We start from the raw sequence: 15,367 nt of genomic DNA, 5'->3' as shown, positions 1-15,367 counted from the left end.
AGGTTCAGCTCGGAACCAAGGTCGACCAGCAACTGGTTGCGCCGCGACGAGGCGCCGTCGGTGATGGACTCGATGGAGTCCAGCTCCTCGATCTGGTCGATGCGCATCTTGGCCGATAGTGCGATCAACGCCAGCGTCGCGTCGGCGGCATCGAAGCCGATGTCATCGGGCCGTGGCGCACCGGACGGGGCGACCGGCGCAGCCGGAGCAGCGGCGGGTGCGGCTTCTGTCGCGGGGGCGGCGGAATCGGCAGTCGGCTCCTCGACCTCGAGAACGTCCTCGGGGTCGGGGTCGGTGTCGGTGGCGAACAGCACTGCGGCGTCGCGCTCAGCGTTGAGCACTTCGACTGTGCTGTGGGCATACTCGGGCAGCTTGAGGGTGTTGGTGGCCAGCCCGGCGACCGTCGGCGCGGACTTCACGCCGATCTCGACGAAGCGCTCCACACCCAGACCGCCTGCGGCCTCCTCGGTGAACAGCAGATCCTGGGTTTCGATCCAGCGCACGGGGCTGGCGAACTGCCACGCCAGCAGTTCGATGATGACTATGCGCGCCAAGTCGAACGGACGCTCGTTGCGCCAGTAGTCGTAGTTCTCGAGGATCTCGTCCAGCGGCTCGGCCGGCACCAGATCCCGGATCTCCTGGATGAAGTCGCGGTCCAGGCTGAACGGCCGCGGCACCAGGTTCGGGATGTAGCGCCCGATGATCACCTCAGGGTCTTTGCCCCGCGGCATAGCCCGTTCCAGCGAGCGACGGAAGTCAGCGACGCCGACCCGCAGCACCTCGGAGTGGAACGGCACGTCGATGCCGGGCACCAGGATGAACGACCGCTTGCCGCCGGTGATTTCACGTCGGCGCTCCACCTCTTCTTCGAGGGCCTCCAGGCCACGGACCGTGCCGGCGATCGCGTACTGCGCACCGCGCAGGTTGAAGTTGACGATCTGAAGGAACTCCCCGGTGCGCTGTGCAATCTCCTCGATGAATGCCGGCACGTCGGCATCGTCGAGATCGATTTGCGACGGCCGGATAGCGGCCAGTCGGTAATTGGACCGGCCGAGTTCGTCACGCGGCACGATGTCATGCATGTTCGATCCACGCTGAAACACGGTCTCCAGCAACGCTTCCAGCCCGTAGAGGTCGCTCACGCAGGCCAGCGCGGTGTACTCACCGACGGAGTGGCCGCACGCGATCGCGTCTTCCACGAACGCACCCTGCTCACGCATCTCGGCGACCTGCGCCGCGGCCACCGTCGCCATGGCGACCTGAGTGAACTGGGTCAGGTACAGCACGCCCTCGGGGTGTTGGTAGTGCACGCCGCTGGCGATAAGGCTGGTCGGGTTGTCCCGCACCACGTGCAGGATGGAGAAGCCAAGGGTCTCGCGGGTGTACTTGTCCGCGACGTCCCACACCTTGCGGGCAGCCTTCGAACGGGCGCGGACGTCCATGCCCATGCCCTTGTGCTGGATACCCTGGCCCGGGAACGCGTAGACCGTCTTCGGCGCGGCTAACCGTGCGGTGGCCGACATCACCAAGTCCGAGCCGATGCGGGCAGCAACCTCCAAAACCTCTGCGCCCTGGTCGATTCCGACACGGTCAACGCGGAAGTCCACCTCGTCGCCGGGTTGCACCATGCCCAGGAAGCGAGCCGTCCAGCCGATCAGCCGGGCCGGCGGCCGGGCCTGCCCGTCGGTGGCGGTGACGACGTGTTGCGCGGCCGCCGACAGCCACATGCCGTGCACGATCGGCGATTCCAGGCCGGCCAGCAGCGCGGCGGCCCGGTCGGTGTGGATCGGGTTGTGATCTCCGGACACCACCGCGAACGGCCGCATGTCGACCGGCGCGGTGAGCGTGACGTCGCGGCGGCGGCGCCGCGGGGTGTCGGTGGCGTTCTCCGACACCGCGCCGCCGGCCCGCAGCGGGTCGGTCAACTCGGCGGGGCCGGTGCGACCGCGGATCGCGAACCGCTCCTCCATGGTGGCCAGCACGGTGCGATCGGCTGAGGCAACCGTCACCGAGATCGGAACGACGCGGCCCACGTCAGTGTCGGTAGCCACCGAAGCCGTTGCGGTGACGGTCAACTCGGCCGGCACTTGAGGAAGCGCGGCGACCAGATGAGCGGCGTGGTCCAAATGCACCAGGCTCAGCAGGCCCTCCACGACCGGGACGCCTGCGCCGGTGACCGCGGACCCAATGGCCGCGAAGACCGCGGGCCAGCAGCGGCCGACCAATGCGTCGGGCACGGTGGTCAGGGTCGGCGCCAACGGCTCACCGAAGATGGCGGTGACACCGGTGTGGTCGGCGACACGCTCGGGGTCCCAGTGCACGGTCACCGTCGCCGTTCCGTTGTGCACCCGCGGCAGGCTTTCCGGGCCATCGGCGCCGGCGGCGATCGCCAGCACCGAACGCATCGCCTCGATCGCGTCCTTGGTGCGGATCACCGGAATGGCGCCGTCAATCGTGTTGGCGGGCAAGCTGAATCGGATGTCGATCCACACGCCGGCGATCGGCACGCTCAACACCACCTGGTCGCCTTCGGTGGTCAGGCGTGCCCCGGTGGATGAGTGCGTGGCTTGTGGCTCTTCGGGTCCGTCGTGCACCTGCCATTCGCCGGGTTCGGCGATGCGGTGCACCGGGTTCGTGGCGACGCGGCCGGCCCACAACACATCCGGCGCGTCGAGCACAGTGGCCAGCGGCCCACGCACGTCGACGCGGCCCTGCCGCCGCGCGGTCACAGCGGTCGGGGTTGCGCCGGTGCAGAGCACGTCGTCGATCGCCGCCTGCTCGAAGCGGTCAAGCAGTTCGCCGACCGGCTCGTCGAGCCGGGTGATACCGGCGACCGCGGCGGTGCCCGGGATGATGCAGACCTGGTCGGCGTCGTAGCGGGCGTCGTGTGCCTGCCACAGCGAATCGCTTCGCCACCAACGGCGTACGTCCTTGTCGATCACCGGCACGAAGTTGACCGGCTTGCCCAGCGTCTTGCACAGGGTGACGAAGAACGGGACATCGGCCGGGTGCAGCTGCACGGTCTCAGCGTCCGGGTAGCGCGCGATCAGCGCGGCGATGGCCTCGTCTGGACGCTCCAGCAGGGCGGCGTCGCCGAACAACGTGTCGATCGGGCCGGAGTCTTGCGGGTGCAGCCGCGCCTCGGCGCGTTGCAGCATCTGCTCGAACCGTTCGCGCCAGGTGTCGGCCAGCCAGGGGCTGCCGGGCTCAGCGGTGTCAGCCGTGCTGTCGCCGTCGCCGATGGCCAACTCGACGTAGCGCTGCAGCCACTGGAGGTAGGACATCTCGCCGACGTCGCCGAAGTACGGCTTGGCGGTGTTGGCCATCGCGGCGATGATCTCGTCGCGACGCGCGGCGACCGCTTCGGCGTCGCCGGCGACCTCGTCGAGCAGCCGACCGCAGCGGGAGGCGGTGTTGTCGATCTCGTGGATGTCGGCGCCGAGCTGGCTGCGGCCAGAAGCCATGCCGCCCTGGGCTTTTCCAGCGCCGACCCACTGATCGGTGCCCTGGATGTCGACCAGCATCTGCTTGACCGACGGCGAGGTGGTGGACTCCAGCGTCGCCATCGCTGCGGTCCCGACCAGGATGCCGTCGACGGGCATCAGCGGGAAGCCGTAAGCCTCGGCCCAGCGACCGGACAGGTATTCGGCCGCACGTTCGGGCGTGCCGATTCCGCCGCCGACGCAGACGGTGATGTTGGGTCGCGACCGCAGTTCGGAGTAGGTGGCCAGCAGCAGGTCGTCGAGGTCTTCCCAGGAATGGTGGCCGCCGGCGCGCCCCCCCTCGACGTGCATGATGACCGGCCTGGTCGGCACCTCGGTCGCGATGCGGATGACCGAGCGGATCTGCTCGACGGTGCCCGGCTTGAACACCACGTGGGAGATGCCAATGTCGTTGAGCTCTTCGATCAGCTCGACGGCCTCTTCGAGTTCGGGGATGCCGGCGCTGACAACCAGGCCATCGATCGCGGCGCCTGACTGACGGGCCTTCTGCACCAAGCGCTTTCCGCCGACCTGCAGCTTCCACAGGTACGGGTCGAGGAACAGCGCGTTGAACTGGTAGGTGCGGCCGGTTTCGAGCAGCCCGGACAGCTGCTCGATGCGGTCGTTGAAGATCGGCTCAGTGACCTGCCCACCGCCGGCGAGCTCAGCCCAGTGCCCCGCGTTGGCCGCGGCGGCGACGATCTTGGCGTCGACCGTGGTCGGGGTCATCCCCGCCAGCAGAATCGGCGACCGACCGGTCAGCCTGGTGAACTTGGTCGACAGTTTGACCCGGCCGTCGGGCAGGCTGACCACCGACGGGGCGTAGCTCGACCACGGCCGCGCAACCTCCGGTACAGCGCCGACGGTGAACAGGTTGCGCTGGCCGCCGCGGGTCGCCGCGGGCACGATGCCGACGCCGAGACCGCGGATCACCGGGGCGGTCAGACGGGTCAGGATGTCGCCAGGACCCAGGTCGAGAATCCAGCGGGCACCAGCCTCGTGGACCCCGATCACCTCGTCGACCCAGTCGACCGGCTGGACCAAGATGGCCTCCGCCATCGCGCAGGCCAACTCCACGTCGATGCCCACCTTCTCGGCCCATTCACCGACGATGGCGATGCTGTCGGCGAGCCTCGGTGTGTGGAAGCCCACCTCGACCTGGACCGCGTCGAAGACCGGCGCGAACACGTCGCCGCCGCGGACCTTGTTCTTGCGGTCGGCTTCTTCCTTCTCCGAGATCTGCTTGCAGTACAGCTGGAAGCGGGACAGCTGCTCGGGGGTCCCGGTGATGACGACCGAGCGCCGGCCGTTGCGGATCGACAACACCGGCGGCAACACGGTGCGGACGTCTTGCGAGAAGTCTTCGAGCAGGCGGTAGATGCGCTCGGGATCGGCGTTGCTGATCGACACCATCGGGGGGCGATCACCGAGAACGGAGATTCCGCGCCGGCGGGCCACCAGCGTGCCGGCGGCGCCGATCAGCTGCGCCATCGCCAGCAGCTCGATATCGCGCGCTCCCGCCGCTTTCAGAGCCTCCACGGCCAGGATTCCCTGCGAATGCCCGACGACGGCCACCGGTGGGGTGGCGATCAAGTCCAGGCCCTGACGGGCCAGGGTGCGGATCGCGGCGATCTGGGTGAGCAGGACACCGGGCAGCGACGCTGCGGCCGAGGTGAGGTGTTTGTTGGACGGAACCGGGTCCTCCGCAGCCAGCGCGCGCACCCAGCGCAGCGGCTCGAATCCGATCGGCCGCACCACGACGAGCTCGCTGGCAATCGGCTCGAGCAGCAGGTCCACCTCACCGACCAGCGTCGCCAGCTCGGATTCGATACCGGCCGACGACACCAGCTCTTCCAGCGTCTCCAACCACGCGCCGCCCTGCCCGCCGAACGCGACCGCGTAGGCCTCGCCCGAAGTCAGCCGATCGACCAGAGCATGAGTATCCGTGGAGACTCCATCGCGGTCAGCGGACACTCGGTGGTGCTCATAGATCGTCACGTGTGTATCTCCCTCAGTGCGCTTATCCACCACTCGCGTGCCAGAGCCACGCTGCCCCGAAAATTCCGTCCACATTCCGATCGCGCCCCGGTCCAACCGGCCATCTCTCGACTGACCCCGCTTCCGCGGGTCAAGCCATAAGGGGGCGTCATCGGCTGCACTAAGAGTGTCATAAGAAACCTGGGAGTTTCCGGCGCAAATTGGTTACTGGTGAGTACTACGCGCGAGTAATGGTGGGCTGGGTAACACTCCGCTCACAGGCCGCCGACGGTGTCCGGACCAAACCTGCTGCGTGCAGGTGGTTACGGTCGGGTAGCTATAACTGCGCAGATCAAGGCAGTATTGTTACCTAATCGTTATCTTGAATATTTGCGCCATATCTGGCCTCGCGGCCCTTAGTCGACCAGACGGCGCCGTGCGACTGTTGAGAAACCGGCCGATCAAACGCTCGGCAGAAGTTTGCTGGCACCTTACCCGCGAGTCAGCTCAGGCCCACTGGCCGAATTGTGGCTTGCAGATGTTGTTGATATCCACGCCGACGCCGCCGACGTGGCGCTTGTCGATCTCGACCTGATGGAGATGGGCGGCAGGATGCGTCCGGCCACCCGGCGAGCCCCAATTGTGCTGCCAGAAGTACGAGCCCAGGCCGTCGTGCAGTGCCCATTCGATCGTCTTGGAGTTGCCGTATACGCCGGTCCGCTGGTGGCCGACGACGGATTCCCAGCCGCGCAGGTAGGGCGCGACCTGCGCTTGATACTGCTCAAACGACGGGTCGTCGTCGATCGAGGCGTAGATGGGTACGTTGGCGGGACCGCCGGCGGCGGTGTGTAGCTGCCACCCGCGCTGGGCGTGCTGCACGCCCGCGCTCTGCCCGCCCAGCCAATCGGCGGAGGCCTCTTTCCCGTACTGGTAGCAGGACACGATCTTCAGGCCGTTCTGGTGCAGGTCGCGTGCCTCGTTGATCTGCATTGGCTTGCCCAGCATCCAGGCCCCCCCGGGCCGGCGGTCCGACACATACCGGATGGAGCCCACGGCCCCGGCGGCCCTGATCTGGTCGGCGGGTATCACTCCGGCCGCGTAGTCCAGCAGTACGCCCAGGCCATCCGCAACGGCCGGCGGGGTACGCAGCGATTCCGCCGCGTAGACGAGCCCAATCAGGGCCGGTGTTGCGGCCGCATATTTCAGCAGCTCGCGCCGAGACACGAACACGTGTCACAGAGTACGACAATTGCATCAATTACCACATCAACGCCACTCGCCACATCTGTATCAGGCGGTGCGCAAGCCCTTCGCTGGTCTGGTGGCATCCGGGTTCACTCACGCAGACATTCTCAACCGTTGCCCGCATCCCCAGTGTTTCTGTCGCCGGTCTGTACCATCTTCCCATGCCGCTGGTCATTGGAGCGACGGCCGCTGGATTTAGCATCGTGCGGCAGCTTGGATACGAGGAGTTCGGTGAGCTCTACGTGGCCGAGCACCCACGGCTTCCGCGCCACCAGGTTCTTCATCTGATTCCGGCCGAGACCTCGGTCGATCTCGATTACCGCGCGCGGTTCGACGAGGAGTCCGACCTGGCGGCGGCGCTCTGGCACCCGAACATCGCGGGGCTCACCGACCGCGGCGAGTTCGAGGGCCAGTTGTGGCTTTCGTCGGAGTACATCGACGGCTCCGACGCAGCCGAATTGCTGGGCGAGGGTCATCTCGATGGCTTGCCGCCGAGGATGGTGATCGAGATCGTTTCCGCGATCGCCGACGCCTTGGACTACGCGCACGATCGCGGGGTGTTGCACCGCTACGTCAATCCCGGCAACATCCTGGTCAGCAAATCGCCGGCCGACAGAAGACGAATTGCGTTGACGGGCCTCGGTGTAGCGCGGCCAGCGGGTGTCAATAACACGCTGACCCGGGCCGGCATGTTCATCGGGACCGCCGGCTACACCGCGCCCGAGCAGCTGATGGGCGATGAACTCGACGGCCGCGCCGACCAATACGCCTTGGCGGCCAGCGCTTTTCACCTCCTGACCGGGGCACCGCCGTTCGCCCATTTCAATCCGTCCGTGGTGGTCAACAGGCAGCTCAACGATCGAGCGCCCCGACCGAGCGAGATCCGGCCGGACCTGACCGAATTCGATGCGATCTTCGCCCGCGCGCTCTCGAAAGACCCGGTCGATAGATTCCGGCGAGCTCGCGACTTCGCCAAAGCGCTCGAATCGACTGGTGGTACACGGTCGCACATCCGCGCCACATCCGAATTACGCGCGGCGTCCATTTTCCGAGAGGCGACCGACAGCAAGGATCCCGCGCCCACCACGTCGTTCGCCACGCCGGAGTCCGACGCTGTAACACCAACGGCGCCAAGCGCTGATTCCGCACCGACCACACCTGCCGCATTCGCTGCCGCCGCGAGCGAAAATGGCTCTGCCCCTGCCGCTTTGCCGGACAGTCACGTCGACGATGCAGTCACGTCTGCTGGACCTACACCGCCCGGCGACCACGTCGACGACGTCACCGGTGACGGGGCGGCGGAGGCGCGCAAGCGCCGGCTCAAGCACTCCGCGGCGATCGGTGGTGTGATCGTGGTCGTACTGCTGGCCTGGTTCACCGGCGTCCGAGCGCTGCGCACGGCGTCTCAATCCAATGACACACCAACCGGTGTCGAGACCACGTCGGCCGAGCCCACCGCCGCCGTCCCTGCATTGTCTACTGCGCCGCCGGCGTTCATCCCCCCGCCGCCGCCGCCCCCGATGGTCGGCCCGCGGCCCGTCGTCAGTACGCCGGTAACGACATTGCCGACGACCACCAAGCCCGTGCCGAAGGTGACCACCACCGCACCGGCGCAGACGACGGTGCCGCAGACGACAGTGCCGCGCTCGGCTTCACCGACCACAACGACGTCACCGAAGCCGCCAGACGGCTTGGACACCCGCCCGGCGGTCGGCATGCCGTGTGGCCCGGAGGGCTCCTCCGCCGTTTCGAACTCGGGCGGTCCGGTGAACTGCGTCAGCACCCCGGGCGGATTTGCCTGGGAACCGCCCGGCGGGTGACCGGCACAACCGTCAGCTGTCGGCCGATAGCACCGTGATCAGGGCGTCGATGACGTCAAGGCAGTCCCCGCTATCGGCGGGTACAGCTGCGAGCATGGACTGCAACAGCTTTCGCGCCTGTGATCGATTGCCCGCCGCGACGAGCGGGCGCACCTGATCGACCGCATCAGCCAACTGCGGGTCGGCCCCACTGAGATTCTCGACGGCGGACGCCAGCACGTCGATCAACTCCCAATCGCGGTACAGCGCCAGCGAGCGCTCGTAGAAGGCGAAGCCGCTCACCGGTTCTCCCCGCAGCGTTCCGCGGTAACGGTACGGCCCTTCCATGTATTCGATCGGCAGCCCGTGCGCGGGTGCCGGCACCATGGGCTCCCCGGTGAGATCCAATTGCAAAGAGGCACATTGTAACCGGTGGCGATCCGGCATGAACCGATTCGGGGCCGGCGGCCGCACCAGCGGCCGAATGGAATCAGGCCAGCGGACGTAGCTGCTCACCGTGACGTCGACGTCCTCCGCGCACTCCGGCGCCCGCTCCGGGTCGGGGTAGCTCACCGTCACACCGGTGAAGGGTTGCGGCACATTGCCGTCCGTCCGGTCGAACTGCCGCCAGATGCTCATGTCGACGCCGTTGTCGAGGTTGATCGTGCGCCATTCGTGCGACCTGGCTCGCGGGTCTCCCCCGGTTCCCCCGCCGCCGGCGTATCTGGGAAACCACTGTCTGTCAATGTGTCCCGCGCTGCCGCTGACATCTTCGTGTCGATCACCCCAGCGCAGCGTTCCACTCATCGCCATGCCGGTTTGGAAATAGGAGTAGGTGTCGTCCTGGCCGAAGCAGGTGATCTTGCCGTCGCAGATGTCGGCGCCGACGGGTACCGGCGCACGTGTCGGGGTGACATCCAAGTCCAGTTCCATCGACTGGCCGGCCTGATCGACGCCGCGCAGGCTGACCCGGTAGGTGTAGGGCCGCAGGTCGCCGTGGCCGTCGCGGCACGCCGTCCACACCACCGGCCCGGCGCTGCTTTCGTAACGGATGTCGAGGTATCCGGCGGACATCGACATCTTCTGTCGCGCATCGGGCTGCATGTTCTTGGGCGGCATGTCGTAGTCGGTGTAGGTTCCGTATTCGCCTGTGTCGCAATCAAATAGCGACATCGTATAGAAATCGGCAACCACGGTGCCGCCTGGGCGGTTCTTGTTGAAGATGGTCAGGAATGCGAACGAGCGGCCCGCCGTGCCGGTCAGCTCGCCGGCGATGAACCAGGTGTCGGACTCCTGGTCGGCATGTAAGCCCTCGGCGGCGGGGAAATCGAGTGCGCTGTCGTTGTGCACCAGCCGGAACGGATACTTACGCCAATCAGTGTTCATGTCCCGCCTCGGGTGTCTCGATCGCGTCGTACTTGTCGGCTCCCAGGAACTCCCGCACCTTCTCGATGTGGTCGTGGGCACCCAGTTCGAGCGTTTCGGCCGCGAGTCCGTAGTCCACGATCGCAATCGCCGCCTGAGCAAGGTGCTTAGAGAACGCCCGCTTGGTGGTCTGCAATGCGCGGGCCGGCTGAGCGGCCAGGCGGGCAGCCAATTGCAGTGCCTGCTCCATCAACGTCTCGGCGGTCGTGACCCGATTGGCCAGACCCAGGTCCACCGCCAACTCCGCCGGGATGCGCTCGCCGGTGTAGATGTACTCCTTGGCGCGGATGAGGCTGGTCATGTACGGCCACAACAGTGCGCCGCCGTCGCCTGCGGTCAGGCCGATCGACACATGCGGATCGCACAGATAGCTGCGCTCGGACATCAACACCAGGTCGCAGCACAGCGCCAGCGAAGCACCCAGCCCGATGGCGGGGCCGTTGACCGCGGCCACCACCGGTAGCCGAAAGTTGATCATCGCGTGCAGGATGTCCGACGCCTGGGCGGAGATGTTGTACCGGTAGTCAAGAGAGCGGTGTTGCGCCTTGAGGAAGGCGAAATCGCCTCCGCCACTGAAGGTTTGGCCGGCTCCGGTAAGCACCACACAACGGGCGCCAGTGTCACGCTCCAGATCGCGCCAGACGTCCAGCAGCTTGTGGTGCAGGGTGGCGTTGACGACGTTGAGATCATCGGGCCGGTTGATCGTCACGATGCGGACGGCGCCGTCCGCGGTCACCCGAAGTTCGTCGCTCACGTCGCCTTCACAGTTGATCCAAGGCAGATGCCAGACGGTTCGTCTTTTTTGCTATGTTAGCATCAATAGCGAAGTTGCCGTCGCCTTTTAGAGGTGGTATCCCATGCCGAAAGCTCGTGACCACCGTTGCTACGACCAGCTTTTCATCGGAGGACAGTGGCGCCCGCCGTCCACCGGGGAGCGCCTGACAGTCATCTCGCCGCACTCTGAAAATCCGGTCGGCGACGTTCCCGCGGCGACTCCGGCGGACGTCGACGCGGCGGTCGCCGCCGGCCGCTATGCCTTTGATCACGGCCCGTGGCCGCGACTCGACCCGAGCGAACGCATGCGCAAGGTCGAAGAGCTCGCAACGATCTATTCCGGCCACCTCGAAGAGATGGCCGACTTGATCACCGACGAGATGGGATCGCCGCGGAGCTTCAGCCGATTGGGTCAGGCCGCGGCGGCGGCTTCGATGATCCATCTGACGCTGGCGGTCGCCCGCGACTTTCCGTGGAACGAGCGCCGCCACGGGGTGCTCGGCGAAGTGCATCTGCATCGCGCCCCGGTGGGCGTGGTCGGCGCGATCGTGCCCTGGAACGTGCCGCAGTTCTTGATCATGCCCAAGCTGATTCCCGCCCTGATCGCGGGCTGCACGGTGATCGTCAAGCCGGCGCCCGAAACGCCTTTGGACGCTTTGTGGTTGGCCGAAATGGTCGAGCAACTGGGGTTACCCGAAGGAGTGGTGTCGGTGCTTCCGGGTGGCACCGATGTCGGCGAGGCGCTAGTGCGCCACCCGGGTGTGGACAAGATCTCGTTCACCGGGTCGAGCGCGGTCGGACGCCGGATAGCCACGCTCTGCGGTGAGCAACTCAAGCGGGTGAGCCTGGAACTCGGCGGCAAATCGGCGGCGATCATTCTTGACGATGCGGACATCGGTAAGACGGTCAAGGAATTGAAGTCCGCGAGCCTGATGAACAACGGGCAGGCCTGCGTAGCTCAGACCCGCATCCTGGTGAGCGAGCGCCGACGCGATGAGGTTGTCGACGCGCTGGCCGATATGATGTCGAGCCTGCAGGTCGGCGATCCCACCGACGAGGCGACCGACATCGGTCCCCTGGTTGCCCAGCGCCAGCAAGCCCGGGTACAGGACTACATCCGGTCCGGGGTGAAAGAGGGCGCGCGGATGGTCCTTGGCGGCGAGGACGCACCGCATGACCGCGGGTGGTACGTGCAGCCGACGCTGTTCACCGACGTCACCAACGACATGCGCATCGCCCGCGAGGAAATATTCGGTCCCGTGCTCAGCGTGCTGACCTACCACGACGAGCCCGATGCGGTCCGCATCGCCAACGACAGCGACTACGGTCTGGCCGGATCGGTGTGGACGGCCGACATCGCGCACGGCCTCGAGGTCGCCGCGAGCGTGCGTGCCGGCACCTACGGCATCAACATGTACACACTCGACATCGGTAGTCCCTTCGGCGGTTTCAAGCAGTCGGGCATCGGCCGCGAGTTCGGCCCGGAGGGCCTGCATGAGTACGTCGAGCTGCAGTCGGTGATCAGCAAAGGCGCCATGCCGCCGCTGTCGGGTTAGCATCCGGCTGCCAGGCGGCGCCACGTTGTCGTCTGCGCTCCAATGGATGACTGATGAATGCGATTCGCATCAAGCGTGTCACGCGGACAGGTCGGCGGGAGTTGCCCGGCGGCTGCCCAGTTGCGCTGGCAGCCGGGCGAATCCGTGCAGATTGACCAGACCACGCCGTTGGATGGGTTCGACCAGGCGCAAATCGGGGAAGGTTTCGAAGAGCGCGCGCAGGGCGGTCGCGCCCTCGATGCGGGCCAGTGCGGCGCCGAGGCAAGCGTGCACGCCGGAGGCGAACGCCAGGTGCTCGCGTGCGTTGGGCCGGTCGATATCGAAGCTGTTGGGATCGGGGAATGCGTGTGGGTCGCGATTCGCGCCCGCGAGAAGCAGAGCGACTATGTCGCCGGCGGCGATGTGGCATCCGGCGATTTCGACATCGCACCCTGCGGTGCGCGCGGTCATCTGGACGGGACTGTCGAACCGCAGGATCTCCTCGACGGCCGCAGGCCACAAGTCGGGGTCATAGCGCAACCGAGCCAACTGCTCGGGGTTTTGCAGCAGCACAACAATGCCATTGCCGATCAGGTTCACCGTGGTCTCAAAGCCCGCGCCGACCAGCAGCGCAGCATTCGCGGTGAGCTCACGATCGGTGAGTGTGCCGTCGGCGGCCATCCTGCTGAATGGATTGTCGCTCGGCCCACCAGTGCGCACCTGCGCAAAGCGCTCACGTAGGTCCTTATCGGCGCCTCGCAGCCCATCAATGGCACGGCGGTAGGTCTTCCAGCCGATTCCGACATCCAACAGTGGGGCGCCGCTGTGGCCCCACTCCAGCATGCGCGGGTGGATATCGACGGGCAGGTCGAGGATCTCGCCAATAATCGCTACCGGCAGTTGAGCCGCGAAGTCGGCAATCAAGTCCGGGTTCGGTGTGGCGGCGATCCGGTCTATCAATTCCCTGGTGACCGCGACCACCCGCATACTCAGCGCCTCGATGGCGCGCGGAGTGAAGCTTTGAGCCACCAACTGTCGGTAGCGGGTGTGCTCGGGTGGATCCATCACCACCATCGCGGGCTTATCCACCGGATTGGGCACGCCGGGGTCAGTGCGCGAGATCAGCGCCCGAAGCGGCCGCGGCACCATTTCTGTCTGCCCGGTGACACCGAATCTTTTGTCTCGCAGAATTTCTCGGCAAACACCGTGGTCGACGCTCACCCATGTAAACGGTGCGTGTACCAGCGGTCCCTGCGCCCTGAGTTCTTCCATCAGCGGGTAGGGATCGTTGCCGCGTCCGTGACTGGTGAGCAGCCGAGCCAACGAGTCGCCGGTCCGCGCCCGAACCGCCAAAAACGCTCGAGGCACGCCGTGCATTGCCAACCACCGAACCCACAGACCGACACCCATGGCGACTCCGCTTCCGCGAGCAACGCGACCCGCTATCATGAGACGTGCGAGACGATAAGACGATCAATGTCTCGCACGCTTCGATGGCCACGATACGGCGACCGCGCCGAGCGATCAAGGAGGAATTGAGTGACCTCGACCCGAGCGGCAGAGTTCATCCGACGAATCGCCGAACCCGACCCTGCCGTCGTCGCCCAGCTCGACAATCCCGACCAGATCACCACGCGAATCCTGGCCGCCGCGCTCGAGCAGGCCGAATTGGTCGGGATGCGACGCTCCACGATGGAAGACGTCGCCCGCCGCAGCGGCGTAGGTCGAGCGACCCTCTACCGGCGTTTCCCCACCAAAGCTGCGCTGACCGACGCCCTCGTGCTCGCCGAAGCGCGCAGCTTCCTGCAGGGCAGCGCGGCCGCACGCTCGCACGCCAGCACGTTCGAAGACCGCATGGTCTACGGCACCGTGTTCACCGTGACATTCCTGCGTGAACACTCGCTGCTCAGGAAGATGCTGCGCACGGAGCCCGAAGCGATTCTGCCGAGCCTGACCATCGATGCTGGCGCCATCCTTGATTTCGCCACCGATTACTCCGTTGCGTGGTTGCGCACCGAGCTCTACGGCACTGCCAAGACAACGCCCGCCCAGGAGCGCCACCTGCGTACTGTCGCCGAACTACAGACTCGCCTCACCCTGTCGTTTGTCGTCACCCCACACACCAGCATCAAACTCACCACCGTCGACGACACCCGCACATATGTGCGCGACTACCTCATGCCGATGGTCACCGGGCCTAGCTGATCCGCCCTGAGAACAAAGTGCTACAAGCCTTAGTCGTCCTGCGGTTGCCAGCCGGGGTTGCGGCCCAGCCGCGCAAGAAGTTTCGATTGCGCGTCGGTGCAGTTACTCACCACGACGGCAGCGTCGAACATTCCCGAAAAACTCTGCGCCTGGGGGTCGCTCGGCAGTGCCGCGTAGAACAGCTCGCACCATCGGGGGTCCAACCGGTCGTCGGCGCCGACCGCCCGGGCCAGGTCCCAGGTGTGCACCAGCACGTCGCGAGTCACGTTCGGCAATACCGCCGCGGCGTCCGGCCCGATATCGAGTTCGAACGCCTTCTCCAACGCGCCGTAGGTCAGCTCCCATCGCCGCTGCGGATCATCACGCGGGCGATCGGGCTTGAGCCCCAGCGGTCGCAGCAGCAGCACGTCGTGAAAACCGATGACATGCTCCAGTACTGCCCTGGCATCCCACGCATCGCAGGGCGAAGGGCGCTCCCATTTCCCCTTCGCCGCGCGCACTGATTCGCCGAACCTTCGGCACACCGCGAGATGGCGTTCGACCAATGCGTCGGCCATCGCGATTACCCCGGCAACTGCAGGGTGAGCTCGACCGGACAGCACAATTCGCCGCGCTGGTTGACGACTTCGATCCGCAGATCGAGCAGGCGGCGCGGCGGATCGACAGTCGTGTCGCAGTGCTTGGCGACCACGCGCGCGTGGCCCACCATCGTGTCGCGGGCGTAGATCGAGCCGGCCAGCCTCATCTTCCGGCGCACGACCCGGCTGCACGGCCCGGCCCAGTCGGTTGCGATGCGATCGGCGAAGCCGGCGAGGTGCATGGTGTTCACGAAAATTGCTGGGTGGCCCTGGTCCGCAGCGTAATTCGGGTCGAAGTGGCCCGGGAAGTAGTCCCAGGTGGATCCGGAGTTCATCACCACGCGCTG

Annotated in this window: 10 protein-coding genes; 3 read left to right on the top strand and 7 right to left on the bottom strand. The window is 66.3% G+C overall.

Going from position 1 to position 15,367, the window contains the following annotated elements:
• The coding region (locus VGH54_RS06570; RefSeq protein ID WP_331511133.1) for a fatty acid synthase subunit beta domain-containing protein at positions 1 to 5,480 on the bottom strand (5,480 nt) is incomplete at its 3' end.
• 486 nt (positions 5,481 to 5,966) lie between these two features.
• Positions 5,967 to 6,689: a DUF1906 domain-containing protein gene (locus VGH54_RS06565; RefSeq protein ID WP_331511132.1), complete on the bottom strand. Its 723-nt coding sequence runs from the start codon at positions 6,687 to 6,689 to the stop codon at positions 5,967 to 5,969.
• Positions 6,690 to 6,865: 176 nt separating this feature from the next.
• On the opposite strand from VGH54_RS06565, the gene VGH54_RS06560 reads away from it, so the two are divergent.
• Entirely contained in the window at positions 6,866 to 8,524 is a 1,659-nt protein-coding gene (locus VGH54_RS06560; RefSeq protein WP_331511131.1) for a serine/threonine-protein kinase, read from the top strand.
• Positions 8,525 to 8,536: 12 nt separating this feature from the next.
• On the opposite strand, the gene VGH54_RS06555 is transcribed toward VGH54_RS06560, so the two are convergent.
• Together VGH54_RS06555 and VGH54_RS06550 are read right to left on the bottom strand one after the other, a co-directional pair.
• Positions 8,537 to 9,889, bottom strand: a complete 1,353-nt coding sequence (locus VGH54_RS06555) for a lipocalin-like domain-containing protein (protein ID WP_331511130.1) — start codon at positions 9,887 to 9,889, stop codon at positions 8,537 to 8,539.
• Positions 9,879 to 10,682 (bottom strand): enoyl-CoA hydratase/isomerase family protein, encoded by an 804-nt coding sequence (locus VGH54_RS06550; RefSeq protein ID WP_331511129.1) that lies wholly within the window; start codon positions 10,680 to 10,682, stop codon positions 9,879 to 9,881. The genes VGH54_RS06555 and VGH54_RS06550 overlap by 11 nt, the downstream gene beginning before the upstream one ends.
• 103 nt (positions 10,683 to 10,785) lie before the next feature.
• Between VGH54_RS06550 and VGH54_RS06545 the strand changes: the two genes are divergently transcribed.
• Positions 10,786 to 12,258 carry an aldehyde dehydrogenase gene (locus tag VGH54_RS06545; protein ID WP_331511128.1) on the top strand — a complete coding sequence of 491 codons (1,473 nt, stop codon included), beginning with the start codon at positions 10,786 to 10,788 and terminating at the stop codon, positions 12,256 to 12,258.
• A gap of 78 nt (positions 12,259 to 12,336) precedes the next feature.
• Here the strand turns inward: VGH54_RS06545 and VGH54_RS06540 are convergent, their stop codons facing one another.
• Positions 12,337 to 13,647 (bottom strand): cytochrome P450, encoded by a 1,311-nt coding sequence (locus VGH54_RS06540; protein WP_331511127.1) that lies wholly within the window; start codon positions 13,645 to 13,647, stop codon positions 12,337 to 12,339.
• 129 nt (positions 13,648 to 13,776) lie between these two features.
• On the opposite strand from VGH54_RS06540, the gene VGH54_RS06535 reads away from it, so the two are divergent.
• On the top strand, positions 13,777 to 14,442 hold the full coding sequence (locus VGH54_RS06535; protein WP_331511126.1) for a helix-turn-helix domain-containing protein: 666 nt from the start codon (positions 13,777 to 13,779) through the stop codon (positions 14,440 to 14,442).
• Positions 14,443 to 14,471: 29 nt separating this feature from the next.
• Here VGH54_RS06535 and VGH54_RS06530 read toward each other — a convergent pair whose 3' ends face one another.
• Positions 14,472 to 14,999, bottom strand: a complete 528-nt coding sequence (locus tag VGH54_RS06530) for a maleylpyruvate isomerase family mycothiol-dependent enzyme (RefSeq protein WP_331511125.1) — start codon at positions 14,997 to 14,999, stop codon at positions 14,472 to 14,474.
• Between the two features lie 5 nt (positions 15,000 to 15,004).
• The coding region (locus VGH54_RS06525) for a MaoC/PaaZ C-terminal domain-containing protein (protein ID WP_331511124.1) at positions 15,005 to 15,367 on the bottom strand (363 nt) is incomplete at its 5' end.

Origin of the sequence: Mycobacterium sp., from assembly GCF_036488105.1 — a bacterium.
Lineage (GTDB): Bacteria > Actinomycetota > Actinomycetes > Mycobacteriales > Mycobacteriaceae > Mycobacterium.
The sequence above is the reverse complement of the archived record's forward strand: the minus strand, read 5'-3'. Positions and strand labels throughout refer to the sequence as shown.

Excerpts from the sequence above, each read along its gene's own strand:
- VGH54_RS06560 (WP_331511131.1), top strand. The coding sequence starts at position 6,866 with ATGCCGCTGGTCATTGGAGCGACGGCCGCTGGATTTAGCATCGTGCGG.
- VGH54_RS06555 (WP_331511130.1), bottom strand. The coding sequence starts at position 9,889 with ATGAACACTGATTGGCGTAAGTATCCGTTCCGGCTGGTGCACAACGAC.
- VGH54_RS06545 (WP_331511128.1), top strand. The coding sequence starts at position 10,786 with ATGCCGAAAGCTCGTGACCACCGTTGCTACGACCAGCTTTTCATCGGA.
- VGH54_RS06540 (WP_331511127.1), bottom strand. The coding sequence starts at position 13,647 with ATGGGTGTCGGTCTGTGGGTTCGGTGGTTGGCAATGCACGGCGTGCCT.
- VGH54_RS06530 (WP_331511125.1), bottom strand. The coding sequence starts at position 14,999 with ATGGCCGACGCATTGGTCGAACGCCATCTCGCGGTGTGCCGAAGGTTC.